This window comes from Nocardia rhamnosiphila NBRC 108938 (assembly GCF_000720425.1).
Classification (GTDB): domain Bacteria; phylum Actinomycetota; class Actinomycetes; order Mycobacteriales; family Mycobacteriaceae; genus Nocardia; species Nocardia rhamnosiphila.
This window is the reverse complement of sequence record NZ_JOAJ01000005.1, coordinates 1-24,691: the sequence shown is the minus strand read 5'-3', so window position 1 is coordinate 24,691 and position 24,691 is coordinate 1. Positions and strand designations below refer to the sequence as shown.

The 24,691-nt window shown below is 67.6% G+C and carries 28 protein-coding genes and 1 pseudogene; 18 read left to right on the top strand and 11 right to left on the bottom strand.

The features are described from left to right. Positions 1–21 precede the first annotated feature (21 nt). On the bottom strand, positions 22–903 hold the full coding sequence (locus IG75_RS0117780; protein ID WP_030522956.1) for an NAD(P)-dependent oxidoreductase: 882 nt from the start codon (positions 901–903) through the stop codon (positions 22–24). Positions 904–1,045: 142 nt separating this feature from the next. Between IG75_RS0117780 and IG75_RS0117775 the strand changes: the two genes are divergently transcribed. Then, positions 1,046–1,459, top strand: coding sequence for a winged helix-turn-helix transcriptional regulator (locus IG75_RS0117775; protein ID WP_051714700.1), 414 nt, complete (start codon positions 1,046–1,048; stop codon positions 1,457–1,459). A gap of 66 nt (positions 1,460–1,525) precedes the next feature. Here the strand turns inward: IG75_RS0117775 and IG75_RS0117770 are convergent, their stop codons facing one another. Next, positions 1,526–2,275: a hypothetical protein gene (locus IG75_RS0117770; RefSeq protein WP_030522958.1), complete on the bottom strand. Its 750-nt coding sequence runs from the start codon at positions 2,273–2,275 to the stop codon at positions 1,526–1,528. 240 nt (positions 2,276–2,515) lie between these two features. Then, positions 2,516–2,893: a MerR family transcriptional regulator gene (locus IG75_RS0117765; RefSeq protein WP_030522959.1), complete on the bottom strand. Its 378-nt coding sequence runs from the start codon at positions 2,891–2,893 to the stop codon at positions 2,516–2,518. 65 nt (positions 2,894–2,958) lie between these two features. Between IG75_RS0117765 and IG75_RS0117760 the strand changes: the two genes are divergently transcribed. Further along, a complete protein-coding gene (locus tag IG75_RS0117760) occupies positions 2,959–4,053 on the top strand; it encodes an alkene reductase (protein WP_030522960.1) in 1,095 nt (364 codons plus the stop codon). A gap of 210 nt (positions 4,054–4,263) precedes the next feature. Here IG75_RS0117760 and IG75_RS0117755 read toward each other — a convergent pair whose 3' ends face one another. Continuing rightward, positions 4,264–5,217: a helix-turn-helix transcriptional regulator gene (locus IG75_RS0117755; protein ID WP_030522961.1), complete on the bottom strand. Its 954-nt coding sequence runs from the start codon at positions 5,215–5,217 to the stop codon at positions 4,264–4,266. A 97-nt stretch (positions 5,218–5,314) separates the two neighbouring features. Between IG75_RS0117755 and IG75_RS0117750 the strand changes: the two genes are divergently transcribed. Further along, a complete protein-coding gene (locus IG75_RS0117750; RefSeq protein WP_030522962.1) occupies positions 5,315–5,926 on the top strand; it encodes a TIGR03086 family metal-binding protein in 612 nt (203 codons plus the stop codon). Between the two features lie 44 nt (positions 5,927–5,970). On the opposite strand, the gene IG75_RS0117745 is transcribed toward IG75_RS0117750, so the two are convergent. Both IG75_RS0117745 and IG75_RS0117740 read right to left on the bottom strand, forming a co-directional pair. Next, positions 5,971–6,642, bottom strand: a complete 672-nt coding sequence (locus IG75_RS0117745) for a response regulator (protein ID WP_030522963.1) — start codon at positions 6,640–6,642, stop codon at positions 5,971–5,973. Continuing rightward, on the bottom strand, positions 6,639–8,198 hold the full coding sequence (locus IG75_RS0117740; protein ID WP_030522964.1) for a sensor histidine kinase: 1,560 nt from the start codon (positions 8,196–8,198) through the stop codon (positions 6,639–6,641). Before IG75_RS0117740 ends, IG75_RS0117745 begins: the two co-directional genes overlap by 4 nt. Positions 8,199–8,372: 174 nt before the next feature. Between IG75_RS0117740 and IG75_RS0117735 the strand changes: the two genes are divergently transcribed. The 3 genes from IG75_RS0117735 to IG75_RS0117725 are packed head-to-tail and all read left to right on the top strand — an operon-like array spanning position 8,373 to position 11,450. Further along, positions 8,373–9,350, top strand: coding sequence for a Bug family tripartite tricarboxylate transporter substrate binding protein (locus tag IG75_RS0117735; RefSeq protein ID WP_156059022.1), 978 nt, complete (start codon positions 8,373–8,375; stop codon positions 9,348–9,350). Beyond that, on the top strand, positions 9,347–9,904 hold the full coding sequence (locus IG75_RS0117730; RefSeq protein WP_030522966.1) for a tripartite tricarboxylate transporter TctB family protein: 558 nt from the start codon (positions 9,347–9,349) through the stop codon (positions 9,902–9,904). The genes IG75_RS0117735 and IG75_RS0117730 overlap by 4 nt, the downstream gene beginning before the upstream one ends. A 1-nt stretch (position 9,905) precedes the next feature. After that, a complete protein-coding gene (locus IG75_RS0117725; RefSeq protein WP_030522967.1) occupies positions 9,906–11,450 on the top strand; it encodes a tripartite tricarboxylate transporter permease in 1,545 nt (514 codons plus the stop codon). Between the two features lie 117 nt (positions 11,451–11,567). Here IG75_RS0117725 and IG75_RS0117720 read toward each other — a convergent pair whose 3' ends face one another. Further along, a complete protein-coding gene (locus IG75_RS0117720; protein WP_245713426.1) occupies positions 11,568–11,897 on the bottom strand; it encodes a hypothetical protein in 330 nt (109 codons plus the stop codon). Beyond that, entirely contained in the window at positions 11,890–12,039 is a 150-nt protein-coding gene (locus IG75_RS39160; RefSeq protein ID WP_156059026.1) for a hypothetical protein, read from the bottom strand. The genes IG75_RS0117720 and IG75_RS39160 overlap by 8 nt, the downstream gene beginning before the upstream one ends. 375 nt (positions 12,040–12,414) lie before the next feature. Here IG75_RS39160 and IG75_RS0117710 point away from each other — a divergent pair, with 375 nt between their 5' ends. Beyond that, positions 12,415–12,672 carry a type II toxin-antitoxin system Phd/YefM family antitoxin gene (locus IG75_RS0117710; protein ID WP_030522969.1) on the top strand — a complete coding sequence of 86 codons (258 nt, stop codon included), beginning with the start codon at positions 12,415–12,417 and terminating at the stop codon, positions 12,670–12,672. After that, a complete protein-coding gene (locus tag IG75_RS0117705) occupies positions 12,665–12,934 on the top strand; it encodes a Txe/YoeB family addiction module toxin (protein ID WP_030522970.1) in 270 nt (89 codons plus the stop codon). The genes IG75_RS0117710 and IG75_RS0117705 overlap by 8 nt, the downstream gene beginning before the upstream one ends. Before the next feature lie 19 nt (positions 12,935–12,953). Here IG75_RS0117705 and IG75_RS0117700 read toward each other — a convergent pair whose 3' ends face one another. Beyond that, positions 12,954–14,630: an FAD-binding protein gene (locus IG75_RS0117700; RefSeq protein ID WP_081876997.1), complete on the bottom strand. Its 1,677-nt coding sequence runs from the start codon at positions 14,628–14,630 to the stop codon at positions 12,954–12,956. A gap of 103 nt (positions 14,631–14,733) precedes the next feature. Between IG75_RS0117700 and kstD the strand changes: the two genes are divergently transcribed. The 5 genes from kstD to IG75_RS0117670 all read left to right on the top strand — a co-directional run bounded on the left by kstD (position 14,734) and on the right by IG75_RS0117670 (position 19,028). After that, entirely contained in the window at positions 14,734–16,422 is a 1,689-nt protein-coding gene (kstD, locus tag IG75_RS0117695) for a 3-oxosteroid 1-dehydrogenase (protein WP_030522972.1), read from the top strand. Positions 16,423–16,443: 21 nt separating this feature from the next. Continuing rightward, positions 16,444–17,307, top strand: coding sequence for a MaoC family dehydratase (locus IG75_RS0117690; RefSeq protein ID WP_030522973.1), 864 nt, complete (start codon positions 16,444–16,446; stop codon positions 17,305–17,307). Between the two features lie 319 nt (positions 17,308–17,626). Then, a complete protein-coding gene (locus tag IG75_RS0117680; protein WP_030522974.1) occupies positions 17,627–17,986 on the top strand; it encodes an ArsR/SmtB family transcription factor in 360 nt (119 codons plus the stop codon). Then, a complete protein-coding gene (locus IG75_RS0117675; protein ID WP_030522975.1) occupies positions 17,983–18,459 on the top strand; it encodes an SRPBCC family protein in 477 nt (158 codons plus the stop codon). Before IG75_RS0117680 ends, IG75_RS0117675 begins: the two co-directional genes overlap by 4 nt. Next, complete coding sequence (locus tag IG75_RS0117670) at positions 18,459–19,028, top strand: TIGR03086 family metal-binding protein (RefSeq protein ID WP_030522976.1); 570 nt, start codon at positions 18,459–18,461, stop codon at positions 19,026–19,028. Before IG75_RS0117675 ends, IG75_RS0117670 begins: the two co-directional genes overlap by 1 nt. A gap of 38 nt (positions 19,029–19,066) precedes the next feature. Here IG75_RS0117670 and IG75_RS0117665 read toward each other — a convergent pair whose 3' ends face one another. Further along, positions 19,067–19,822, bottom strand: a complete 756-nt coding sequence (locus tag IG75_RS0117665) for an esterase/lipase family protein (protein WP_030522977.1) — start codon at positions 19,820–19,822, stop codon at positions 19,067–19,069. A gap of 149 nt (positions 19,823–19,971) precedes the next feature. After that, on the bottom strand, positions 19,972–20,940 hold the full coding sequence (locus IG75_RS0117660; protein ID WP_030522978.1) for a MerR family transcriptional regulator: 969 nt from the start codon (positions 20,938–20,940) through the stop codon (positions 19,972–19,974). A gap of 129 nt (positions 20,941–21,069) precedes the next feature. On the opposite strand from IG75_RS0117660, the gene IG75_RS0117655 reads away from it, so the two are divergent. From IG75_RS0117655 to IG75_RS36355, 5 genes and pseudogenes are all read left to right on the top strand, one after another. Continuing rightward, positions 21,070–22,044 carry an amidohydrolase family protein gene (locus tag IG75_RS0117655; RefSeq protein WP_036514559.1) on the top strand — a complete coding sequence of 325 codons (975 nt, stop codon included), beginning with the start codon at positions 21,070–21,072 and terminating at the stop codon, positions 22,042–22,044. Then, positions 22,041–22,661 carry an acyl-CoA-like ligand-binding transcription factor gene (locus IG75_RS0117650; protein WP_051714699.1) on the top strand — a complete coding sequence of 207 codons (621 nt, stop codon included), beginning with the start codon at positions 22,041–22,043 and terminating at the stop codon, positions 22,659–22,661. Before IG75_RS0117655 ends, IG75_RS0117650 begins: the two co-directional genes overlap by 4 nt. Next, positions 22,619–23,038 carry an inorganic diphosphatase gene (locus tag IG75_RS40890; RefSeq protein WP_373863787.1) on the top strand — a complete coding sequence of 140 codons (420 nt, stop codon included), beginning with the start codon at positions 22,619–22,621 and terminating at the stop codon, positions 23,036–23,038. Before IG75_RS0117650 ends, IG75_RS40890 begins: the two co-directional genes overlap by 43 nt. Next, positions 23,013–23,540: a hypothetical protein gene (locus IG75_RS40885; RefSeq protein ID WP_425594470.1), complete on the top strand. Its 528-nt coding sequence runs from the start codon at positions 23,013–23,015 to the stop codon at positions 23,538–23,540. Before IG75_RS40890 ends, IG75_RS40885 begins: the two co-directional genes overlap by 26 nt. Before the next feature lie 761 nt (positions 23,541–24,301). Beyond that, positions 24,302–24,691: pseudogene (locus IG75_RS36355) on the top strand (class I SAM-dependent methyltransferase); the annotation flags it as partial.

Below are 24,691 nucleotides of genomic sequence, written 5' to 3'. Positions count from 1 at the left end.
CGGTCGTCCGGGCCCGAACCGCTATTTGCGCGATCCCGCCAATTCCTCCACGGCCCGCTCCAGGCCCAGATCCACCCCGCCGTCCGCGATCTGCCGGTCGATGAGGTTCTTGATCGGGCCGACGATATCCAGTGCGACCCCCGCGTCACGGCTGGCGCGGACAATGGCGTCGAAGGCGGGCTTGTGCACCTTCATGGACTGGATCGACCGGGAGTAGTCGCCGCTGTCGATCACCCCGGCGTACTCCGGGAGCAACTCCGCCATGGCGGTGACATAGGCGGTCGCCCGGGGAGCGAACTCGGTGGCGCTGATACCGGCCGAACGCACCATGGCGGCCCCGTGGAAGAAACCGGTGAACATCGCGTACATACCGGCCAGCAGGGCGAAGTCGTAGAGCGCCGCGGTTCCGGCGTCGGCGCCGAAGTAATCCGCCGCACCCAGTTTCTCCAGGTCCGAACGGAAGCGCTGGAAAACCGATTCCGAGCCGCTGTAGAGGATGGAGGCCCCCGGCCCGCCGATCATCGGCGGTACCGCCATGATGCCGCCGTCGAGGAAGTCGATTCCGTGCCCGGCCGCCCAGCGGGCGAGTTCCCGGGAGTCCTCCGGAGCGGTGCTGGTCAGGTTGATCAGCGCCTTGCCGCGCAGCCGGTCGGCCACCGGGTCGAGCACCTCGTGCACGGATGCGTGATCGCCGAGGACGGCGACGATCACGGCGGCGGAATCGATCGCCGACGCGGTATCGGGGGTGCTCACGGCGCCCAGGCCCACCAGTTCCGCGTCCTTCCCCGGCGTGCGGTTCCACACGGTGGTGGGATTCCCACCCTTCACCAGGGTGGTGGCAATGGCCCGGCCCATAGGTCCGAGACCGAGCACGGCCACGGTTGTCTGCTCGTTTGCGGTCATTTCTGCCGACTCCTTGCTGAAGCGAATGGTCATCTGCTGGGCGCGCCGGGACCAACGATGGCCAACACAGGCTGTCGGGACAAGTACCTACTATTCGGTGAGGTACCTACCAAAAGGTGTGTGAACAGGTAGCGAGGTCGACATGGGCGAAAAAAGGTTCGGGCCGTATTTCTGCGGGATCGATGCCGCCATGGATGTGATCAGCGGTAAATGGAAAGGGTTGATTCTCTGGGAACTGGACAACTACGGCGTACGGCGGTTCGGTGAGCTACGTCGCGGGCTCCCCGGGGTGTCCGAGAAGATGCTCATCCAGCAGCTACGTGAGCTCGAGGAAGACGGGTTGATCGACCGGAAGGTCTACCCGGAGGTTCCGCCTCGGGTGGAATACCGTCTCACCGATCTGGGCCGCTCCCTCAATACCGCGCTCGAACCGCTCGGCGCGTGGGGGCGGGACCGCATCGCGCGAGTCGGCGCCGCACGTGTCCATCCGCAGCCGGCCGCGGCGCCGGCGGTACCCGACGGCAACCCACCTCGCCAGCAAGTCGCCGCCGAGTAGACGGCCCGACCGCCGACCCGCTCGGCCACCGGCCGGCTCGGTCCGGGAGGCTGCGATGAAACCGTGTCAGGACGCGGCCGCGAAGTAGGCCGTCTGTACATCCACGATCGTCGGCGGGGGTAGTTCGGGAGAGCCCGCGCCGAGTTCACCCAGCCGGATATGCCAGGTGGGGGCCGAGGTGTCGATGGCGGTCCGAGCGTCGGACGGTTGCAGGACGACCTCGGCGCCGCCGGTACACGAGTAGGCGCCCACCAGGCCGTCGGCCCGGCCGCCCCATGCCCCGCCCACCCGGATACGGCAGCGGCGGCCGTCGGCCAATTCGAGCGCCCACGGTTCGGGATCGGCGGTTTTCCCGATCGGTTCGAGCCGGGGCTCGACGCTGTACCAGCGCAGTTCACGGTTCCAGGGATCATCGGCGCACAGCAGTTCGGCTCCACTCGCCCTCGCCCAGCAGATATCGGCGGCGTCGGCGGAGGCACCGCAGTGGTAGATACCCGGGCTGGTCGCGGAACGACTGGATATGCCGTTGGTGCAGTCGAGCCGACCGGCGGGGGCGGTACCGGAGACATCGAAACCGTCGGCCGGCCGGCCGGATCCGTCGACGGCGACCAGGGAAACCACTGTGGTGGGCGGCGGGTCCGACGGTTGCTGATCCTCGGTCGCCGCGGCCGTGGACGGTTGCGCCGCTCCCGGTGGCGCGGTCGAGGAGACCACCGCGCCGGGGTCGCCGCCGCTCGGCGACGCACAGCCACTCAGCGCCGTCACCAGCAGCGACGTGAAAACCGGAACCGACCGTACCCACACCGCGAACGCCATGAGTCACCACCTGACTCGGGGACAGTGGGCCCGAGTGTAGCCGGGGGCGGACGCGGGGCCGGCAGAATCGGCACGTGAATTTTCGCTGGAACGTTGGACGTGACGGGATCGGTTCGGCCGCTTCCCGGTTTCACGGGATGCCACCGGCGCGGACCGCTGGAGGCCGGATACTCACCGGCGCAGCGCCATGTCCGGTGTCGGATACGGATGCCGAACGCGGCAGGGTCTATTCGATGAAGCTCACGCAGCCGTCGCCGTCAAACCCGCCCCTGCCCGCTCGATGACCTCGTCGAGTACCTCGCGGGAGCGGAGCAGATCGGCGATCATGCGGTCGATCCGGTCCCGTTCGACCTGTAGCTCGTTCACCAGCGCGGGCGTGGCGAATTCGTTGGCGCCGCCGTCGGCGTCCCGCATGCAGGGCAGGATCTCCACAATCTTCTTACTGCACAGTCCGGCCGCGAACAGCTCCTGGATGTGCACGACCCGGTCCACGGCGTGCTCCGGGTAGTCGCGATGTCCGCCCGGAGTGCGGTCGGCGGTGAGCAACCGCTGCTCTTCGTAGTAGCGCAGTGATCGTTCGCTGACCCCGGTCCGCTGCGCCAATTCTCCGATTCGCATGCTCACCTCGCATTTTCCTGTTCGGGCTTGAACTTCACATCAATGTCAGGTCTTACCGTCCAGGCATGACAACCACAGCGCCCCGTGATCTATTCGCTCCCGCTCGCCTCGCCGGTCTGGAGCTTCCGCACCGCCTGGTGATGGCCCCCTTGACGCGTAACCGCGCGGGGGCGGACGGCACGCCGTCGGACCTGATGACGACCTACTACGCCCAGCGGGCCGGCGCGGGCCTGATCATCGCCGAGGCCGCCACCCCGAACCAGGTGGGTCAGACCTACGCCAATATCCCCGGTATCCACCGTGCCGAGCACATCGCCGGCTGGCGCCGCGTCACCGAGGCCGTCCGGGCGGCCGGGGGCCATATGTTCCTGCAACTCCAGCACGGCGGCCGGGTCGGCCATCCCGACAACAGCGGCCTGGTCCCGGTCGCGCCCTCGCCGATCCCGCTGCCCGATACCGTGCACACGCCGTCGGGCCATCAGCCGGCCGTGACGCCGCGGGAACTCACGGTCGACGAGATCCACGGGACAGTAGCCGATTTCGTCACCGCCGCGCGCAATGCCGTCGATGCCGGTTTCGCCGGGGTCGAGGTCCACAGCGCCAACGGTTACCTGCTGCACCAGTTCCTGGCCAGCAACACCAACCACCGCACCGACGCGTACGGCGGTCCGGTCGAGAACCGCATCCGGTTCACGGTCGAGGTCGTCGCCGCGGTGGCGGCGGCCATCGGCCCGGAGCGGGTGGGATTGCGCATCTCGCCGGCCAATCCGGTCAACGGCATAGCGGAGGGCGATACCGAGGCCATCTATCCGGCGCTGGTCACCGCGGTCGCCGGGCTGGGTCTCGCCTACCTGCACATCGTCCGGGTCGACGCGGACGATCCACTGCTGGGCCGGCTCCGTGAACTGTGGCCCGGCAGCCTCGTCGCCAATCCCGCGGGTGATGCCCGCGACTCCGGCGCCATCCTCGACGGGGCCGAGCGCCTGCTCGCCGCCGGAGCCGACCACATCGCGCTCGGCCGTGCCTTCCTGGCCAACCCCGACCTGGTCGAACGCCTGCGCCGCGGCGCGCCGCTCAACGCGATCCGCGACGCGCACCTGATGTACGTGGGCGGGGCCGAGGGCTACACGGATTATCCGACCCTCGCGGCGACCGCCTGAGCATTCGGTATCCGGAAGCCCAGCGGGCCGCGTATTTCCGACGGTATGGGATCCGTACGCGTGGGCGGGACCGGCCGGCGACCGGTCCGGTGGTCACCACCCGAATCGATGTCCTTCGCTGCATGGCCGACCGGCGACATCCTCCCGGCGTGTATAACCGCTGGTTCACCGGCCGGCCGCGGTACCGCTCGACACACAGGCCCGGCCCTGTCAGAGATGGGCGACCGCCTCCCGGTACCGCCGGCCCAGGGTGCGGATGTGCTCGACCAGTTCCGGTGGGCCGTCGATACGGAAATCCATCATGAGCATGCTCAGGTAGATGGCGATCGTCTCCATCGCGTCCGCGCCGGTGAGCAGCAGGCACGAGTCCTCGTCGACCGGCACCACGACCCCGACCGCCGGATTGATTCGGGCGATAACGGTCTCCGCGGGTGCCAGCACCGTGACCCGGGCGTGCACGGCGTAACCGGCCGAGGCCACCTCCCGGAGTACGAAGGCGACGAGATCGCTCTCGGGTGGGGTCCGGGCAGCGAAGCGACGAGTGCCCGTCACCACCCGGCGCCGGTTCGCCACCGGAAACGCGCGCCAGGCGTGTGTATCGAGGTCGTAGGCGACCAGGTACCAGCGCCGCTGCCAGCTGACCAGCCGGTACGGCTCGACCCGGAGATCGTCGAGTTCGAGTTCCCGGGCGGCGCGGATCGCCGCCGCGATCGTGGCGAGGGTTTCCGCGGGCACCGGCGCGTCCGGTTCCCGGGAGCCGATCGTCGCCGGGCCGACCGCGGTGGTCTCGCGCAATGCGTTGACGGTGCGCTGTAAACGCTTGGGCAGGATCCGTTCCAATTTGGCGAGAGTCCGTTTGACGCTGTGGTCTATATCGGCGATACCGGTGGACCCGTCCTCGGCGAGGCCCATGGCCAGGGCGACCGCGACCGCTTCGTCGTCGTCGAGCAGCAGCGGCGGCATGGTGGCGCCCTGACCGAGGCGGTAGCCGCCGACCGGGCCCCGGGTGGCGTGTACCGGGTAGCCGAGTTCGCGCAGGCGAGCGATGTCCTGGCGCAGGGTGCGGTCGGTGATACCGAGCCGTTGTGCCAGTTCGGGACCGGTGTATCCGCGGTCCTGGAGCAGCGACAGCAACCGGAGCACTCGGGTTGTGGTGGAGGTCACAAATTTCTCGTTTCCGCGGTGTTCTTATCAGGAACAAAACGAGCCTAATAGGGCCATAGTCTGAGTTCAACGCCGAAAACGACCGAGAGGCAGAACAATGGAAACCACCGCCGCACAGAACGTCACCGCTCAGCTCGCCCCGATCTGGCGCGAGGTATTGACCTCCGCCCACGACGCGCTGCGTGCGGTGATCGCGCGAGTCGATTCCGATCAGTGGCAGCTGGCGACCCCGTGCGCGGACTGGAATGTCGCGCAGGTCGCCGAGCACGCCGCCGGGGATCAGCGGGCCTTCGCTGCCGCACTCGGCGTGGGCGCCGGCCCGGCCTACGACCCCTTCTCCCCCACCGGCACGGTCGCCGACGGACCCGTCGCCCTGGTCACCGCCGCCCTCGCGGAGACAGCAACCGCCTGGTCCACCGTCACCGACAGCACCGAAAGCGTCCCCACCCCGCTCCCCTTCGGCCCGCTGCCCACTCCGGTGGCCGCAGTGCTGTGCGCCCTGGACGCGGCGGTGCACGCCTGGGATATCGCGGTCGCCACCGGTCAGGAATCGCCGCTGACCGATGAACTCTCGGCCCCGATCCTCGCCGCGGCCCAGGGCCGGATCGAACCGCTGCGCGACTGGGGCGCCTACGGCCCGATCGTCGAGGGCGAGGGTTCCAGCACGGACCAGTTGCTGCGTTACCTGGGCCGCCGGCCGCGGAGCTGACAGTTGCCGGGTGTAACCCGGGATCCGTCGCGCGGATCCCGGAATCAGGCGCCAATCCAGCGGTAGCGGCGTTCGGGTCGGCCGGTGGCACCGTAGCGCAACCGCACCTCCGCGCTACCGGTTTCGGCGAAATATTCCAGGTACCGGCGTGCGCTGACCCGGGATAGGGCGGTGGCGTCGGCGCATTCTCGGGCGGAGAGATCGGAATCGTTGGCGCGAAGTACGGTTTCGACGAGGAGGGCGGTCTGTGCGGTCAGGCCCTTGGGAAGGGCGAGGGCGGTGCGGGGGCGGCCGGCGAAGGCCTGGTCGACATCGGATTGGGCGGCGTGGGAGAGCTCACCGAGTTTTGTGTGCAGGGCGGCGAAGTGCTGGAGTTGGTCGTAGAGAGCGCCGTAGGTGAAGGGCTTGATGAGGTAGTGGAGGACGCCGCCGCGCATGGCGGTGCGGATGGTGTTCACATCGTCGGCGGCGCTGATGATGATCACGTCGGTGGCTTCGGCGGTTTCGCGGATACCGCGCAAGACGGTGAGCCCGTCCAGATCGGGGAGATAGATGTCGAGCAAGATCAGGTCGGGTTGCAGGTCGTCGATCAGGCGGAGAGCCTCTGCGCCGCTGCGCGCGACGCCGGCGACGGTGAAACCCGGCGTTTTGCTGACGTATCCGCTGTGTACCTTGGCGACCATGAAGTCGTCGTCGACGACCAGGACCCGGATCATATGTGAATCCCCATGGGCAGGGTCGCGGTGAAGACCGCGCCGTCGGCGTTGTATACCGAGACGGTGCCGCCGCGACGGACGCAGGCCTGACGGGTGATGGCCAGGCCGAGTCCGCGCTGACCGCCCGCCGCGGCTTTGGTCGTGAAGCCATGACGGAAGACCTCACGGGCGAGTTCGGGGGCGACCCCGGGGCCGGAATCCCGGACCATCACGTGCACAGCGGAATCCAGCACCCGGAGGTCGACTTCGATCCAGCCGGGACCGGAGAGCGCGTCGAGAGCGTTGTCGACCAGATTGCCGACCACGGTGACGATGTCGCCGGATAGTCCGGCGTCCACCTTCGGCAACGAGCTGGTAGCCGAAAGCCTCAGTCCGACACTCTGTTCGGCAGCCAAGCTGGACTTCGCGATGAGCAAGGCGGCCGCCGCGGGATCGGCGATCCGCGCGGTCACCTCGGCCTGGCATTGATCGCGGCTGGCGCTGACCCGCGTGATGTAGCCGGCGACCTCGTCGTACTCGCCGAGCTCGATCAACCCGGCAATGGTGTGCAGCCGGTTGCTGAACTCGTGCGCCTGCGCGCGCAAGGAATCAGCGGTATTGCGATTTTCGGTGAGCTGATCCTGCATCCGTACCAGCTCGGTCCGATCCCGCAGTGTCACAACGGCTCCCAGCGTGCGTTGATCCCACTGGATCGGAGTCCGGTTCATCACCAGTACTCTGCCGCGGCGCAGGCCGATCAGGTCGGTGCCCTCGGCTCTGCCGGTGAACACGTCGAGCAGGCGTTCATTGAGCCCCAGCTCGTACACGCTGCGCCCGGCCACATCACCGAGGGACAGTAGCTCTTTGGCTTGATCGTTGAGGAGGGTGACCCGGTACTGCTGATCCATACCGACCACCCCCTCGTGGACACCGTGCAACATGGCCTCGCGATGTTCGACGAGCGCCGCGATCTCGGCGGGCTCCAACCCGAAGGTCTGCCGTTTCACCCACCAGGACAGCGACAGCGATCCGACGATCCCGACCCCGGTGGCGATCCCGAGCAGGCCGAGTAGCCCGGGGAAGGATCCGGTGAGGACATGCCAGATCGCGGGCTGCGCCTTCTTCGCCGCGACATAACCGACGACCTGGTGATCGCCCTGCCCGATCACCGGCACACGCGCGATCACCGCACCGTCGATCTCGCCTACCCAGGCCCCGCCCTCGCCGACTGTGGAGCCGGCCGGCCGCAGTGGCTTGTTGATCTCCGTCGGGTCCTGCGAGGTGAGGACCTTGCCGTCGGCCCGCGCGATGACGACCTCATCGGCGCCGGAGGCGACCTGCGCGGAGGTCGCGAACGGCGCCAGCCGCAGATGCTGCTTCGGGTCGGCCAGCAGCACCCGCAGGCTCGGGTTTGCGGCGACGTCCTCGGCGATGCCGAGCATCCGCCGTGACTCGGTATTGCGGAACGTCTCGCTCACTTGCACTACCACCACCGCGGCGATCGCGGCGAGCAGCACGAACACGATCAGCAACTGCAGGGCAAGCAGCCGCCGCGCCAGTGAGCCTCTCTTGCCCACGCCTACCTCCTGTGAAACTCGCCCGCCGCAAGTGTCGCCGCAAACCAGCCGAAATAGGTCGTGTTCGGCGTGAACACTATGACCACAACCTACGTTGTGGACGCAAAGCAGACAGAACGACGTGGGCCAGCTCACAATCTCTTCCGATTCAATGATGATAGATGAGGAGCTCCCGTGAAAACTCGGAAGTTGCTGACGGCCTTCGTCGGTGTTTTCGCGGCCGTCGCCCTGACCGCCTGCAATGGCGTGGGCGGCTCGGCCGACAAGCTGTCCGGAGTCCGGATCATGGTCCCGAACTCGCCCGGCGGCGGCTACGACATCACCGCCCGCACCTCGGCCAAAGCCATGGAAGACGCCGGTATCGCCCGCTCGGTCGAGGTCTTCAACCTGCCCGGCGCCGGCGGCACCGTGGGCCTGGGCCGACTGGTCGGGGAGAAGGGCAACGGCAAATTGGTCATGCAGATGGGGCTCGGCGTCGTGGGCAGCGTATATACGAACAAGTCGCCCTCCGGGCTGACCGACACCACGCCGATCGCGCGGCTCATCGACGAGCCCGACATCATCGTGGTCTCCAAGAACTCCAAGTACACCTCCATCGACGAGCTGGTCGCGGAGTGGAAGGCGAACCCGGGCGCGGTCCCGGTCGGCGGCGGTTCCTCGCCCGGCGGTCCGGATCACCTGGCGCCCATGCTGGTGGCCAAGGCCATCGGCATCGAACCGAAGGCGGTGAACTACGTCCCGTTCGACGGCGGCGGTGAGCTGCTCGCCTCGGTGCTCGGCAACAAGATCGCCTTCGGCGTGTCGGGCGTGGGCGAATACCTGGACCAGATCCAGGCCGGTGAACTGCGCGTACTCGCGGTGACCGGCCCCGAACGCATCGACGGCGTGAACGCGCCGACCTTGAAAGAGTCCGGCATCGATGTGGAGTTCACCAACTGGCGTGGTGTGGTCGCACCGCCCGGCATCAGCGACGAACAGCGCCAGGCCCTGATCGACGCGTACACCGAGATGCACGATTCCGCGGAATGGAAAGAAGCAGTCCGCGCCAACGGCTGGGGCGACGCGTTCCTGTCCGGCGCGGAGTTCGGCACTTTCATCCAGCAGCAGACCGACCAGTGCGGCGCCGTGCTGAAAGATCTGGGGCTGGCATGAGTTCGGCAGCCCCAGAGCCGGGAGACGTCGGCGGGCCGCAGCGCAGCGTCCCGGAACCACGAGCCGGCTGGTTCCAAGACCGCTCCGAACTGGTCGTCTCTGCGCTACTCGCCGGTGCGGGCGCCGTGGTGATCATCGACGCCATGCGGATGCCGACCGGCTTCACCCAGCGCGGCCCGGTCGGGCCGATGGCGATGCCGCTGGTGGTCGGCGCGTTGCTGGTACTCGTCGCGGTCGCGCTGGCCGTCGATGTGCTGCGTGGTGGCCGCGGTGACGCCGAAGGCGGCGAGGACGTGGACCTGTCCACACCGCCCGAATGGCGGACCGTCGCCCTACTGGTCGGGGTGTTCGTCGCCAACATCGTGCTGATCGACATCGTCGGGTTCCCGATCGCGGGCACTCTCCTGTTCTGGGGTGCGGCGTTCGCGCTGGGCAGCAGGCACTGGGTGCGCGACCCGCTCATCGCGGTGGCGCTGGCTCTGGTGACCTATGTGGTGTTCGGCGAATTGCTGGGCGTCACGTTGCCGGGCGGGCCTTTGGAAGGAGTCCTCTGACGTGGACGCGTTGACCAATTTGGTGGCAGGCTTCGGCACTGCTCTCACGCCTGTGCATCTGCTGCTCGCCGCGGTGGGTGTGCTGCTCGGCACCGCGATCGGTGTGCTGCCCGGTATCGGGCCGGCGATGGCGGTGGCGTTGCTGCTTCCCCTCACCTACAGCGTGGAGCCGACCGGTGCGTTCATCATGTTCGCCGGCATCTACTACGGCGGTATGTTCGGCGGGTCCACCACCTCCATCCTGCTGAACACCCCGGGCGAAACCGCCGCGGTGGTCACCGCCATCGAAGGCCATCCGATGGCCAAACGGGGCCGGGGCGCGCAAGCGCTGGCGACCGCGGCTATCGGCCACTTCGTGGGAGGTATCGCCGGCACCGCACTGTTGGTGCTGACCGCGCCCCTGGTGGCGAAGTTCGCGGTGAATATCGGCGCACCCGACTACTTCGCGATCATGTTGCTGGCGTTCATCGCTGTCACCTCGGTGCTCGGCAGCTCGCGGGTACGCGGATTCGCGTCGCTCGGAATCGGTTTGACGCTCGGGCTGATCGGGCTGGACCCGATCACCGGCCAGCAGCGGCTGACCTTCGGGTCATTGCCACTGGCCGACGGCATCGACGTGATCATAGTCGCAGTAGGGCTTTTCGCGGTCGGCGAGGCCCTGTGGGTGGCCGCGCATCTGCGCCGGCGCCCGGGCACGGCGATTCCGGTGGGCCGAGCCTGGTTGAGCCGCCAGGACTTCGACCGGTCCTGGAAGTCTTGGTTGCGTGGGCCTCTTATCGGATTCCCGTTCGGCGCGGTGCCGGCCGGTGGTGCGGAGATCCCGACCTTCCTGTCGTATGCGGCCGAGAAGCGGCTCTCCAAGCACAAGGACGAGTGGGGCAAAGGGGCGATCGAAGGCGTTGCCGGCCCGGAGTCGACCGCGAGCGCATCGGCGGCGGGCACGCTGACCACCATGCTGACCCTCGGTCTGCCGACCACGGCGACCGCGGCGGTCATGCTGGCAGCGTTCCAGCAGTACGGAATCCAGCCAGGACCTCTTTTGTTCCAACGCGAGTCGGAGCTGGTGTGGACGCTCATCGCGAGCTTGTTCATCGGCACCGTCCTGCTGCTGGTGCTGAATCTGCCGCTGGCTCCGGTGTGGGCGAAGCTGTTGCGCATCCCACGGCCCTACCTGTACGCGGGGATCCTGTTCTTCGCCAGCGTCGGTGCGTACGCGGTATCCGGCGATGTAGTGGACCTGGTACTGCTCTTGGTGATCGGCGTCATCGGTTTCATCATGCGCAGATTCGGGTTGCCGCTGCTGCCCGCGATCATCGGCGTCATCCTGGGGCCGAACGCGGAGATGCAGATGCGGCGGGCACTGCAGATCAGTGACGGTTCGCTGAGCGGACTGGTCGACACCTGGTTCGCCAGAATTGTTTACACAATCATCGCGGCGATTCTGCTGTGGCCGATCATCGCGATGGTGGTCCGGAAGCTGCGTGGCGGTAGGGATTCCGCCGGCCCGGATGAGCCCGCGGAGGTCGAAGTGTCGGCGCGGGTATAACCATCGTTCTGGTGCGCTTCTCGGCCGGGGCCCAGCGTGATGAGGGTCTGGGTCCCGGCCGAAGCGTGCGACCGACCAGGGCGGCTACGAGTAGTACCGGCACCGCATCGGCCCACATCATGCTCTCCCTCGTTCGGGATCTGCGCCGTGCCATCGATGCCCACGGGGGTAGATCTGTACCGGCGTGATGAGGGCGGCATTCTCGGTGATGAGGTGGCGGAGGTCGTCGGCATGCTCGAAGTTCGGTACCACGACCGCCTCGGCTCCGGCCTCGGCGGCGTGCCGGGCCAGCGCATGCATGGCGAGCCGTGAGACGGTATCCGTCTTCACCGTGTACACCAGCCGGTATCCGTGTCTTGCGGCGAGCTCGTGCAGGTCGATATCGCTCATCGGGAGGTTCAGCCGGATCAGTGCGACGGCCGGCGGCAAGGCCACCCGGTCAGCCACGGCGATCCTCGGCTATCTCCGCCCACCGCCGCATCACCTTCAGCAGATGCTCCAGCTGAACAATCGTCGGGACGGTCCAGGCGATCCCGTCCGGGATATCGGTCTCGCCTCGAACTCTGGACGGCAGCGTCGTTGCGCACATTATTCCCCGCTCCTGGCATCGGTTTTCCGGTGAGCACCCGCCGCAGGGTCCGATGAAGGACTATGGTGTCAGTGCGCCTTTTTCCCATTCGAATTTGACCACCGGCCTTCGGCTACTCCAGGCGTCGTGAGGCGGGGGGTTTCTCGACGTCCGACCCCGTCGCCCTCGGCAGTACGGGAAACTGTTCGGCGTTATGACCTACGCCGAATCAGGAGGTCGACCCGCGTGCCCCTTCACCCTCGGCGATAGACGTCCTGACGTGTCACGCCCCGCAGACAACAACGTCTCGCAGCTGACGATCGCAGCCACACGGATAGACCGGACCAGGCGCCGAGTTGTACGATATGTCGTACGAATCAACCGAGGGGCGCCTACATGACCGCACTACCCATCTCCACCGTCCGTCAGCAGTTGTTCTCATTGGTCCAGCAGGTGAACGACGACCATGACACTGTCACGGTCGTCACCAAAAGCGGTCAGAACGCTGTGCTGGTGTCGGAATCCGACTGGAACTCCATTCAGGAGACGCTCTACGTCCTGGCGACACATGGCGGAGTCCGGCTGCTCGAATCCGCGCGTGACGCCGAAGAGGGGCGGTTCGAGACTCAGGAGCTGCTGGATCCCGATGCCTGAGCGCAAGCTGGTGTTCACGGCCTACGGCTGGGAGGCCTACACATCGTGGCTCGCCCGGGATCGCTCGGTGCTCAGAGCCGCCAACAAGCAGATCTCCGCCGCACTTGCCGACCCCTTCGCGGGTATCGGCAAGCCCGAGCCGCTGAAACACCAGCTTGCGGGCAAATGGTCGAGACGGATCACCCGCGAGCACCGGCTGATCTACTACGTGACCGAGACCGAATTGGTAGTAATCGGAGTCGGCGGACATTACGACGAGTAGCGCGACAGCGACGCGGCAGTCAGGCCCGCACCGAGTCGGGTGGCGAGCCGGGCCCGCCCTCCGGCACGCCACCTACCGACCGCGCTCCGGCCACGCCTTCCACCACCGATGCCTCGCCCGCCGCGTTTCGCCCCGCCCGGCGGCCGGAGAAAACGCAGTCCGACAGCGAAAGCCCGCTCACATAGGAGTTCACACAGATGCCCGCGGCCGTCCGGCCCGCCGCGTACAGGCCCCGGATCTCCTCGCCGTGGATATCGCGCACCGCCCCGGTCTCCTCGTCGACCACCAGTCCGCCGACGGTGAACATCGGGCAGGGATTGGTCAGGCTCGGTTCGATCGAGACGTTCAGCATCCAGTACGGGCCGGTGCCCACCGGGCGCACGTATTCGGCCGGTTTTCCCACCGGGTCGGGTGCGCCCGTCGCGTAGGCGCTGTTGTGCGCGGCGACGGTCTCCCGCAATCCGGCCGGGTCGACACCCGCGGCGGCGGCGACCTCGTCGAGGGTTTTCCCGCGCTTGGCCTTCCGGCGCATCACTTCGAACTGCATGCGCTGGAACCAGGCGGCTTGTGGTCCGATCTGGGAGATGGCGGTACGCATGAGCGCGTCGTCGGCGAGCAGCCAGCCGATACCGTCGTGCCGGTTGATCAGGGCGTCGCCGACGGCCGCGCCGTAGCGGGTCTCGTCGATGACCCGCTGTCCCTTTCCGTCGACCAGCATCGCGCCGGCCAACGAGCTCGGTGGCAGCAGGAATCGCCAGGCCGAGACATTGCCCATCCGGTCGGTCGCGGCGCCTACGCTGCGGCCCAGTTCGATCCCGCTGCCGTCGTCGCCGGAGCTGCCCAGGGCCAGCCCGTTCTTGTAGGCGGGCGCGTGGGCGTGCAGCATCTCGCGGTTGGCGATGAAACCTCCCGCGGTCAGCACCACGCCGCGCCGGGCCAGTACCCGGAGCGTGGTCGCGTACCTGCGGTCCAGCCGGGTCAGCCGTTTCTCGAGCGCCCGGCGCAGCGGCGGGTAGTAGATACCGGGTTTGGCGGCGATCGCGGCCAGCCGCGCGTAACGGGCCTTGACGCGCGCGGGCGCATTGCGCAGGCTCCGGCATTCGACTCCGACGACCGCGCCGGTGTCATCGGTGACCAGGGCGGTAGCGGTGGTCAGTGTTTCCACCCGCACGCCCCGCCGCTCCGCCGATCGGGCCAGCGGGGCGAACAGCTTCTTGCCGGAGGTGCCCCAGCCTTTGACCCGGTGGCCGCGCTGAGCAGGGGTGATATCGGCGAACGCGCCGGAAATCTCGCTGCCGGAGTAGTAGAGGTAGTAGTCGTTGTTCGGGTAGGAGGTCTTGTACGGGCACAGCGACGCCTCGAACGGCACCCCGTGCCCGGTGAGCCAGTCGATCATGGCGGGACTGCCGTCGACGAAACGCCGCAGTGTCGCCGGGGAGACCGCGTCACCGACCTCGCGTTCGAGGTAGGCCAGCATGAGTTCCGGGGTGTCCTCGACCCCACCCGCGCGCTGCACCCAGGTGCCCCCACCGGCGTAGATGATGCCGCCGGAGAGCGCGGTCGCGCCCCCTCCGGTGAAGCGGTCCAGCACGAGTACCTGCGCACCGTCCTCGGTGGCCTGCAAGGCCGTGGCCGCGCCCGCCGCGCCGTATCCCACGACCACCACGTCCGCGGCCAGGTCCCATTCGTGCGTCATCTACCAACTCCACCACAAACTGAAACGAGTTTCCCTGCTGTTTACGCCGCAGAACAAGTCTTCTGCCAGACAACATAGACCAACAGCGCTATCATTCTATAACGTGTTCTACATGAACGATCGGGAATACGATGTGGTGGTGGTCGGCAGCGGCGCCGCCGGGATGACCGCCGCCCTCACCGCCGCGCACAACGGGCTGAGTGTGGTGATCCTGGAGAAGGCGCCGTACTACGGCGGATCTACCGCGCGCTCGGGGGGCGGGGTGTGGATCCCCGGTAACAAGGCCCTGCGCGAATCCGGCGGTCCCGACGACCGCGAGGAAGCGCGCCGGTACCTGCACAGCATCATCGGTGATGTGGTGCCCGCCGAGCGGATCGATACCTATATCGACCGCGGCGCCGAAGCCATGGATTTCGTCCTCGCGCACTCGCCGCTGAAGATGACCTGGGTCAAGGGCTATTCCGACTACTACCCCGAGGCCCCCGGCGGCCGGGCGGGCGGGCGATCCTGCGAGCCGAAGCCGTTCAACGCCAAAATCCTCGGCGACGAGCGGTTCAATATCCATCCGCCCTATTCCAAGGCGCCGCTGAACGTGGCGGTCACCCAGGCCGACTTCGTGCGGCTGAACCTGATCCGCCGCCACCCGAAGGGCATGCTGCGGGCCCTGCGCGTCGGGGCGCGCACCTACTGGGCGAAGTTCACCAACAAACATCTGATGGTGATGGGGCAGGCGGTCATCGCCGGTATGCGCAAGGGCCTGATGGACGCGAACGTGCCCCTGCTGCTCGACACCCCCATGACCAAACTGGTCGTCGAGAACGGCAAGGTCACCGGCGTCGAGGCCACCCACAAGGGCGAAACGGTCACCTTCACCGCGCGCCACGGTGTGGTGCTCGGCAGCGGCGGGTTCGAGCACAACGCCGAGATGCGGGCCAAGTACCAGCGCGAACCGATTACCACTGAGTGGACAACCGGTGCCGCCACCAACACCGGTGATGGCATCGTCGCCGGCATGGACGCGGGCGCCGCTATCGGCTTCATGGAGGACGCCTGGTGGGGGCCCACCATCTTCAAGGGCGGCAAGCCCTGGTTCGCGCTGTCCGAGCGCAACCTGCCCGGTTCCATCATGATCAACCCGCGGGGTGAGCGGTTCGGCAACGAGTCCGCGCCCTATGTCGAGGCCGTGCACACCATGTACGGCGGTGAGTACGGGCAGGGTGAGGGCCCCGGCGAGAACATCCCGACCTGGCTCGTCTTCGATCAGCGCTACCGCAACCGCTACATGTTCGCCAGCTTGCAGCCGGGCCTGAAGTTCCCGTCGCGGTGGATGGAGAACGACCTCATCGTGAAGGCCGCGACCCTGCCGGAACTGGCCGAGAAGATCGGGGTGCCCGCCGACAAGCTGGCGGCCACGGTGGAGCGGTTCAATACATTCGCCGAAACCGGTAAGGACGAGGACTACGGCCGCGGCGACAGCCAGTACGACCGGTACTACGGCGACCCGACCGTGAAACCGAACCCGTGCCTGGCGTCCCTGGTCCAGGGCCCGTTCTACGCGGCCAAGATGGTTCCCGGCGATCTCGGCACCAAGGGCGGCCTGGTAGCCGATACCGCGGCGCGGGTCCTGCGCGAGGACGGCACCCCGATCGAGGGCCTGTACGCCTCCGGCAACGTGTCGACCCCGGTCATGGGCCACACCTATGCGGGCCCCGGCGCCACCATCGGACCGGCGATCGCCTTCGGCTACCTCGCGGTCCACGACATCATCGACCGCAAGAAGACCGCGGCCTGAGCCGATCCGAGGAGAATCCGTATGCCCATCGATCCGAAAGTCGCGCTCGGAGCGGAACTGCCGAGCAAAGAATTCTCCTGGACCGCCTCCGATGTCCAGCTCTACCACCTGGGCATCGGCGCCGGTCACCGGTGGACCGAGCCGGCCGAACTGCGCTACCTCGACGACCGGGAACCGCAGGTACTGCCCACTTTCGCCACCGTCGCCCACACCCTGCGCGATACCGACCCGCCGAAGGTGAAGTTCCCCGGCGTCGATATCGACCTGGCCAAAGTGGTGCACGGTTCGCAGGAAGTGCAGGTACACCGGCCGCTGCCCGCCTCGGGTAAGGCGACCCGTACGGGCCGGATCAGCGAACTGTGGGACAAGGGCGCCAACGCGGTGATCGTGCAGGAGTTCACCGTGACCGGTTCCGACGGCGAAGCGCTGTGGACCGAACGGTCCTCCATCTTCGCCCGCGGCGAAGGCGGATTCGGCGGTGAGCGCGGCCCGAGCAGCAAGGCCGAACTCCCCGACCGTGCGCCGGATTTCGACGTCACCACCGCGACCCTGCCGCAGCAGGCCCTGCTCTACCGCCTCTGCGGCGATCGCAACCCGCTGCACTCCGACCCAGAATTCGCGAAGGGCGCGGGTTTCCCGGCGCCGATCCTGCACGGTCTGTGCACCTACGGGATCATCTGCAAGACCGCTACCGATACGGTGCTGGACTCCGTCGCCGGCCGGGTGACCGGGTTCAAGGCGCGGTTCGCCGGCGTGCTGTTCCCCGGGGAGACGCTGCGGTCGCGGATCTGGCGGGAGCCGGGGCAGCTGATCATCAGCGCCACCGCTGTCGAACGTGACGGCGCACCGGTGCTGGGAGACGTGGTGCTCGACTACGCCCGGTAACCACTGTTCCCAGGAGCCGACCGGACACGTTCATGGCCGGCGAGCAACCGTTCTCATCCGGCAGTGGATCGGTCGCCTGGACAGACCGGCTTGCTCACCCACACCGTGTGGGTGAGCAAGCCGCGTATATACGCGGTGTCGGGCATACCGGTGCACGAGAAGGCCGCCGCCCGCGCTGCCGCGTAACCAACATCTTCCACACCGGACTCGGCGTCGCCGAGGTCTTCGGGCCGAGGCGAGAACCTTCCTCAACCACATGGTTGAATAACCCGGCCCGACGCGCTATGGTCTTACTCAACCAAGTAGTTGAGGAACCATAGTGGACGAGGACACCGAACAGCTCAACCGAGCGTTCGCGGCACTGGCCGACCCGACCCGGCGCAATCTCGTCGCCCGGCTCGCCGATGCCGATGCCTCCGTGGGCGAGCTGGCCGAACCGTACGACATGAGCCTTCAGGCGATCTCCAAGCATGTGAAAGTCCTGGAGGAGGCCGGTCTGGTCACCAGAAGCCGGGAGGCCCAACGCCGGCCCGTTCACCTGAACGCGGAGGTGTTCGGCCTGATGACCAAGTGGATCGAGCGCTACCGGATGAAGGCCGAGGAGCGCTATCAGCGCCTCGACGCCCTGCTGAACCGCATGACCGATACCGACGACCCGCGAAAGAAGGACGCATCATGACCACCACCGAGATCATCGCGGACGAGAAGGTCCCGACCATCGAGATCATCCGGGAGTTCGACGCCGCCCCGGAGCAGGTCTTCCGCACCCACGTCGACCCCGAGCTCTACGCGCAATGGGTCGGGCCGCGCGACATCACCACCCGGATCACCGCCTGGGACGCCCGCACCGGCGGCGCCTGGGCCTTCGCCAACGATCGGGACGGCGTCGAAATCGCCACCTTCTTCGGCAGCTTCCACGAGATCCGGCCCGACGAACGCATCGTCTGGACCTTCACCTACGAGGGCGAACCCGACGGCGTCGCACTGGAAAAGGTGACCTTCGAACGCCTGCCGGGCGGACGCACCCGGCTGCGGGTCCTGAGCGTGGTCGAGAGTTTCGAAATCCGCGACGGCATGCTGGCCAGCGGGATGAATGTCGGGGTGGAAGAGGGCTACGCCAAGCTCGACGAACTGCTCGCGGAGCGTTCCTGATGGCGGCGGCACCCACCGGCCCGGCCGATCGGCACGCATCCGAAGCGGCCCGGTTCACCGAACTCGTCGAATCCGCCGGCCCCGGCGACTGGTCGCGCCCGAGCCCGGTCGCGGAGTGGACGGCTCTGGATATCGTCGCGCATCTGGTCGAGTGGTCCCGGGGGCTGCTCGGCGGCGCCGATATCGACCTCACCCCCCTGGACGTCGCCGCGGACCCGGTAGCCGCGTGGAAACGACACGTCGCCGATATACAGGCGATACTCGACAACCCCGCGGGGCGGGTTCTGCGCAACCCGCACTTCGGGCAGCGGCCTGTGGAGGAGGCCATCGACGAGTTCTACACCCCGGATATCTGGATGCATTCCTGGGATCTGGCCAAAGCCCTCGGCCGCGAACCGGACCTGGGCCAGGACCGTTGCGCGGCCGCCCTGGCCGATATGGAGCCGGTGGAGCAGATGCTGCGCGACAGCGGCCAATTCGGTACCGCCGTCCCCGTCGCCCCGGACGCGTCTCCACAGGACCGGTTGATGGCATTCATCGGCCGGGACCCTGCCTGGACCGGGGCATGATCCGGTGTTCCGGTCGAGCGATCCACCACCGCGACGGACTACCGCGAACTGAGGAAGAACTGCCGCGGGCAGTCCGTGGCGAGCGGCCCGCCGCGCAGCGCCGAATCGATCAGATCCTGGAACGCCGCGTCCTGCGGTTCGTCGCGATGTATGACATGGCGGCCGGAACAGAACTGCTGGACGCCGGCGTTCACCGCACCCGGCAGGTGCAGGCGTTCGGGTCCCTCGTTCTCCGAGTAGAGGTGATAGGCCGGGAGACCGGGCGGCAGCGCCGGCGGAGTGTTCAGTTGCTGTAGGAACTCCGAGTCCGGGGCTATGTCACGACATCCGGGAAAGAGCGGCGCGCAGAGAAACCCGAGCGGCTGACCGTAGTTCGGGGTGCCGAAGTCGAGATAGGTTCCCACCGAATCGCTGCCGCCGAGGAACTTCACATAGTGCCGCTGCGCCAGCCCGCCCATGGAGTGCCCGACCAGATCCACCCGCCGGGCACCGGTGGTCCGCCGGATCTCGGCGACCTCGCCGGCGACCACTGCCGCCGAATCCGCGATCCCCTCGGTCCCCGAGGACCCGGCGGGCGCCGCGGGCAGCACCATGGAGTAGGCCCGGTAACCACGGTCGGCGAGTTCCGCCCGCAGATTCTCCAGAATGCCCCGGTCGGCATCGAAACCACCGATGACCAGGACAGGATTCGCCGGCGCGGGCTCGGCACGAGCGACGCCGAGCGGCAGCGCCGCGGCTACGCAGCCCAGCGATACAACAGCGAATCGGGCGAGCACGGCGAGCGCAGTTTTCATGAACCTGCTTCCGGAGGCTGAATGGCCGCTGCGCCGTCATCCCGGACCGCGAACAGCGTCGACCGACGGCCAGGATGCTAGTGCGGTAGTCGCGCAGGTTCCGGGAGGCGCGACGGGATCTGCCTGTTCCGCCATCGCACCGGGCGCGCTCAGGCAGTGCCCGGCGATTCCGGCGTCCGATACCGAGACAGGGATTCGCAGAGCGCACGAGCGAACCAGGCGAACACCGGTCCCAGATCCGGCGGTGCCGGCCACCCGTTGACCGCGGACACCAACTGCCAGTACCGGGCGACCCTGGGATCATCGGCCACCTCCAGCCTTTCCAGGATCCAGCCCCGGAGTACGCTGTCGTCCGACCTGCCGAAAGTCTCGGCATAGCGCCCGGCCAGCCGATCGACTATCGGGGAGGCCGCAGCCGTGCCCGGGTCGATACCCGCTTCCAGCGCCCCGGTCACCTCATCGCGCACGGCTTCCGTGAGCTCATGGTGCAGTCCGGTGTCGTCGCCCGCGGCTCGTTCCTTCGCCTGGTATTCGGCCATCCGGCGCACCGCGGCACGAAAGGTCTCGTCCCGCACCAGTGCCACCAGGTCCATCCACGCGGTGACCTGTTCGGTGGTGGGCTCGGCCGGTAGGTCCGGCATGCTCGATCGCAGCAATCCCACGACAGCTGGGTTCGCGTCGACCGTGCCGAACGTTTCGTCGACGAAATCGTGGACGAGGCGGTGCCGTTCGGCTGCGGACAGGTTGACCAATTCGTGCATCAGTTCCATCTCCTGCGGATTCGAATCCCGGTCGGCCACCGCTCGTAACACCGCACGCCGGAGCCTCAGACTGCGTATCTGCACGTCCAGGGCTTCCGCGTGCGCGGCCGCCACCTCACGCAGGGAGGTCTCGTGGGCCAGGATCGCGCGCACTGTCGCGAGGTCGATATCGAGCGCGCGCAGTGTGCGGACCAGTTCCAGGCGTGCCAGCGCGTGTGTGTCGTAGAGCCGGTAGCCGGCCGGGCTGTGGGCGGTCGGCGGGACGATTCCCCGATCGGCGTAGAACCGGATCGTTTTCACCGAGAGTCCGGTCCGTTCGGCCAGGGCCCCGATCGTGTAGAGCGTCTCGTCGTCCATGGGCACCAGACTGCTGTCTCCCCTGGGGGGAGACACAAGTCATTCCCCACCGCGAACCACGAAGCCTCCGGCATCGACAAATTGGCAGTAGACTGCCAAAAGAAAGTAAATATTGTTTCGGGAGGAACTGTGCGGACGATCGCCCTCGAGGAACATTTCGCGACCCCGGCGTTCTTGGCGGGTCCCGGACGCACGACGGCCGAACAGGCGCGGGCAGCGGGCGTCGGACATCTGCCGGAAATGCTGGCCGATCTCGGCGACGAGCGGATCGCTGCCATGGACCGGGCCGGCATCGATGTGCAGGTGTTGTCGTTGACCGCCCCCGGTGTCGAACAGTCCGACCCCGCCGAAGCCGTGGCCCTCGCCCGGGACGCGAATGATCAGGTGGCCGCGGCGGTTCGGCGACACCCGGATCGATTCGCCGCATTCGCCACACTGCCCACTCCGGCACCGGAGAGCGCCGCCGACGAACTGGACCGTGTCGTGCGCGAATACGGTTTCGTCGGCGCGATGATCAACGGGCACACCCGGGGCCGCTATCTGGACGACGAATGCTTCCGGCCGATACTGGCACGCGCCGCCGAACTGGGGGTGCCGATCTACCTGCACCCGACACCGCCGCCGCAGGCCGTGATCGAGGCGTCCTATCTCGGCAACTACCCGGCCGAGGTGGCGCAGGCCTTCGCGACCAGCGCTTGGGGATGGCATATCGAAACCGCGACCCATGCGCTGCGGATCGTGCTGAGCGGGGCGTTCGACCGCTTCCCCGATCTGCAACTGGTGGTCGGTCATATGGGCGAAGGATTGTCGTTCATGCTGCCCAGGTTCGAACAGGTCATGTCCCGGGTCGTGCGGCTGGAACGCCCGATCGGCGAGTACTTCCGCACCAACCTCCACTACACGTTCGCAGCCTTCAACTGGACGCCCACCTTCCTCAACCTGCTGTTCGAGGTCGGTGTGGAACGGATCCTGTTCGCCACCGACCACCCCTACGGGTCCATGGACACGGCTCGCGCCTTCCTGGACCGGCTCCCGGTCGCCCCGGCCGATCGGGAACGTATCGCGCAGCACAACGCCGAACGACTCCTGGGCCTGGTTCCGTGACCGGATTACGCGAGCTGAAGAAGGAGCGCACCCGGCTGGCGATCCAGGAGGCGGCACTGCGGCTGTTCGCCCGCGACGGTTACGAGAACACGACGGTCAAACAGATCGCGGCGGCCGCGGAGGTCGCCGAGCGAACTTTCTTCCGGTACTTCCCCACCAAGGAAGATGTCGTGGCCTGGGACACACTCGATCTATCGTTCGCCGAACGGTTCCATGCGCAGCCGGCCACCGTCGGCGCATTCGAAGCCGTCCGGGCGACGCTGAAGGAGACCTTCACCGACCTCCCTCCCCCCGAACAGCGCCGGCTGCGGGAACGGGTGGTGCTCATGACATCGGTGCCACCGCTGCGGGCCATGCTGCTCGACCAGTTGGTCGGTACCGGGCACACGATCGCCCAACTGGTCGCCGACCGCACCGGCGCCGACCCCGGGGACCCCGCGATCCGCGCATTGGTCGGCGCAGTGGTCGGTGCGGCATTCGCGGCGGTTTTCGCAGTACCGGCGCATCCGGACACCGATTTCGCCACGCTGATCGGCGAAACCCTCGATCAGCTGTCGACGATCGCCACCGACGGATGGCCAGGCGATGGCGTCCCGACTCGGAGCGTGATCCGGTGACGGATCGGAGCGCGGAACATGATTCGGTATCGCTCACCATGGCCCGCCCCTTCCTCGGCCGCACCGTCGACCTCACCTTCGATCGCCCGTACGGAAGCCGGCACCCGCGCTGTGGGTTCCTCTACACGGTGAACTACGGCTACGTCCCCGGGACGCTCGCGCCGGATGGTCAGGAACTGGACGCCTACTATCTCGGTCCGGACAAGCCGCTGGCCGCCGCCCGGGGCAGGTGTATCGCAATCGTCCACCGGCTGTACGAGGATGACGACAAATTGGTGGTCGTCCCGCCGGAAAGCCCCGATCTCGATGATCCGGCCATCGCGGCAGCGGTCGAGTTCCAGGAGAACCCCGGTGAGTACGTCGTCGTGCGACAGTGAACGCGGACCCGGTGGCCGACGAGCCGTGACCGAGCGTCCGCCGCTGCTCGAGGATCAACGGCAGATAGGCCTGCGGCCGGTCCGGTGGTGGCGGATCGAGGAAATAGCGGGCTTCGAGCCGATCCACCTGGTAGAGGTTTCCGGCGTCGTCGTCGCACGGCAGGATCGTCTCCCCGTCCGGACCGTCCTGGGGCCGGGCGCCGAGCTGGCCGTCGAGCGCGTCGAGCAGTTCGGTGACGATTTCGCGGATGCGGGCGCGAGCGGTGTCCTCGGTGAGTTCGCGGTTCCACACGATCGCTCGTGCCGCTCGCACGGTCGACAGAGCGGCGACCCGCCGCCGAAGTTCGTCCGGCGTGACCGGCGCGGCGGGTTCGGGCGAGAGGTCGCGTTCCAGCTGGAAACCGTAGCCCATCAGGTCGTCCAGGGTGCGGCCGAAATCCATGGGCCGTTCCATATCGCCGCCGTACTCCCAGCCGACCGTGTCAACGGGCAGGTCCGGTGAGGCGAAGTAGTTGGTATCACCCAGGCCCTTGGCGATCAGCATCGCCCGGTCGCCCGGAATTCGTTCGTCGGTATCCCGGTTCCGCACCGATTCGGCCAGGCCGAGCTCGTCATAGGTCTGCATATCGCGCGGGCGGGTGGGGCCGAAGGAGACGCCGTCGAGATCGGTGAACCCGGCATGGACCATACCGAGGAATACCCGCAGCGGCTCCGGCAGCGCATCCCAGTGGCGCGGCACATCGGCGCCGAATGTCTCCGGATCCCAGCCGATACGGAACTCGTGCGGCTGGAAGGGTTTCCGCAGCGCGTACAGCAACACCCAGTCGCCACGCAGCAGACAGACCCGCACATCGTCGAGACATTCGGCCAAGACCGCACCGAACCGGGGCACCAGCTCGAACATATCGAGATTCCACAGTGCCACCGCGGCCGCGCTCCGGGCGCGGGAGTCGCGGGCACCGGCGATCGGGGCCCAGTGTGCGGGGACGTGCGCGGCGGCCGAGGTCCCCGGTTCGACGAGCAGCGCTGAGCCGGCACCGAATTCCGCTACGACCCGCGCGAAGTCCACAGTGTCCACACCACGCATTGAACAGCAGAGGTCCGACAGGTGCCGGTCGATCCTCGGTATTCGCCGCCGGCCGTGCCACCATGTGGTGAAGGGGCCCGGACAGGGAGGTGACGGCATTGCCCGGACAGCGGGGAGACCGCGCCCACGATCCGCTCGGCGGCAGACGACCCACCAGCCACGAGCGCAGTACCGGGCTGCCGTGGGACGCCTCCTACCGGGATGGGCCCGCCCCATGGGATACCGGCCGCCCGCAACCCGCCGTGGTGCGCGTGGCCGCCGAAGGCGGTTTCACCGGATCGGTACTCGACGCGGGCTGCGGAACCGGGGAGAACGCGTGCACATCGCCGCGCTGGGTCTGCCGGTACTCGGCGCCGACGTGGCGGAGACAGCCTTGGAAACCGCCCGGGCCAAGGCGGCCGACCGGGAAATCGACGCCGAATTCGTCGCCGCCGACGCGCTCGAACTGGGCAGGATCGATCGAAAATTCGACACTGTGCTGGACTGCGGCCTGTTCCACACCTTCGACGCGGAGGAGCGCCACCCGTACATCGCGAGCCTGGCATCGGTGACCGACCCCGGCGCGA

Excerpts from the sequence above, each read along its gene's own strand:
- IG75_RS0117780 (WP_030522956.1), bottom strand. The coding sequence starts at position 903 with ATGACCGCAAACGAGCAGACAACCGTGGCCGTGCTCGGTCTCGGACCT.
- IG75_RS0117775 (WP_051714700.1), top strand. The coding sequence starts at position 1,046 with ATGGGCGAAAAAAGGTTCGGGCCGTATTTCTGCGGGATCGATGCCGCC.
- IG75_RS0117770 (WP_030522958.1), bottom strand. The coding sequence starts at position 2,275 with ATGGCGTTCGCGGTGTGGGTACGGTCGGTTCCGGTTTTCACGTCGCTG.
- IG75_RS0117765 (WP_030522959.1), bottom strand. The coding sequence starts at position 2,893 with ATGCGAATCGGAGAATTGGCGCAGCGGACCGGGGTCAGCGAACGATCA.
- IG75_RS0117760 (WP_030522960.1), top strand. The coding sequence starts at position 2,959 with ATGACAACCACAGCGCCCCGTGATCTATTCGCTCCCGCTCGCCTCGCC.
- IG75_RS0117750 (WP_030522962.1), top strand. The coding sequence starts at position 5,315 with ATGGAAACCACCGCCGCACAGAACGTCACCGCTCAGCTCGCCCCGATC.
- IG75_RS0117745 (WP_030522963.1), bottom strand. The coding sequence starts at position 6,642 with ATGATCCGGGTCCTGGTCGTCGACGACGACTTCATGGTCGCCAAGGTA.
- IG75_RS0117730 (WP_030522966.1), top strand. The coding sequence starts at position 9,347 with ATGAGTTCGGCAGCCCCAGAGCCGGGAGACGTCGGCGGGCCGCAGCGC.
- IG75_RS39160 (WP_156059026.1), bottom strand. The coding sequence starts at position 12,039 with ATGTGCGCAACGACGCTGCCGTCCAGAGTTCGAGGCGAGACCGATATC.
- IG75_RS0117710 (WP_030522969.1), top strand. The coding sequence starts at position 12,415 with ATGACCGCACTACCCATCTCCACCGTCCGTCAGCAGTTGTTCTCATTG.
- IG75_RS0117705 (WP_030522970.1), top strand. The coding sequence starts at position 12,665 with ATGCCTGAGCGCAAGCTGGTGTTCACGGCCTACGGCTGGGAGGCCTAC.
- IG75_RS0117700 (WP_081876997.1), bottom strand. The coding sequence starts at position 14,630 with ATGACGCACGAATGGGACCTGGCCGCGGACGTGGTGGTCGTGGGATAC.
- IG75_RS0117690 (WP_030522973.1), top strand. The coding sequence starts at position 16,444 with ATGCCCATCGATCCGAAAGTCGCGCTCGGAGCGGAACTGCCGAGCAAA.
- IG75_RS0117675 (WP_030522975.1), top strand. The coding sequence starts at position 17,983 with ATGACCACCACCGAGATCATCGCGGACGAGAAGGTCCCGACCATCGAG.
- IG75_RS0117670 (WP_030522976.1), top strand. The coding sequence starts at position 18,459 with ATGGCGGCGGCACCCACCGGCCCGGCCGATCGGCACGCATCCGAAGCG.
- IG75_RS0117665 (WP_030522977.1), bottom strand. The coding sequence starts at position 19,822 with ATGAAAACTGCGCTCGCCGTGCTCGCCCGATTCGCTGTTGTATCGCTG.
- IG75_RS0117660 (WP_030522978.1), bottom strand. The coding sequence starts at position 20,940 with ATGGACGACGAGACGCTCTACACGATCGGGGCCCTGGCCGAACGGACC.
- IG75_RS40890 (WP_373863787.1), top strand. The coding sequence starts at position 22,619 with ATGGCCAGGCGATGGCGTCCCGACTCGGAGCGTGATCCGGTGACGGAT.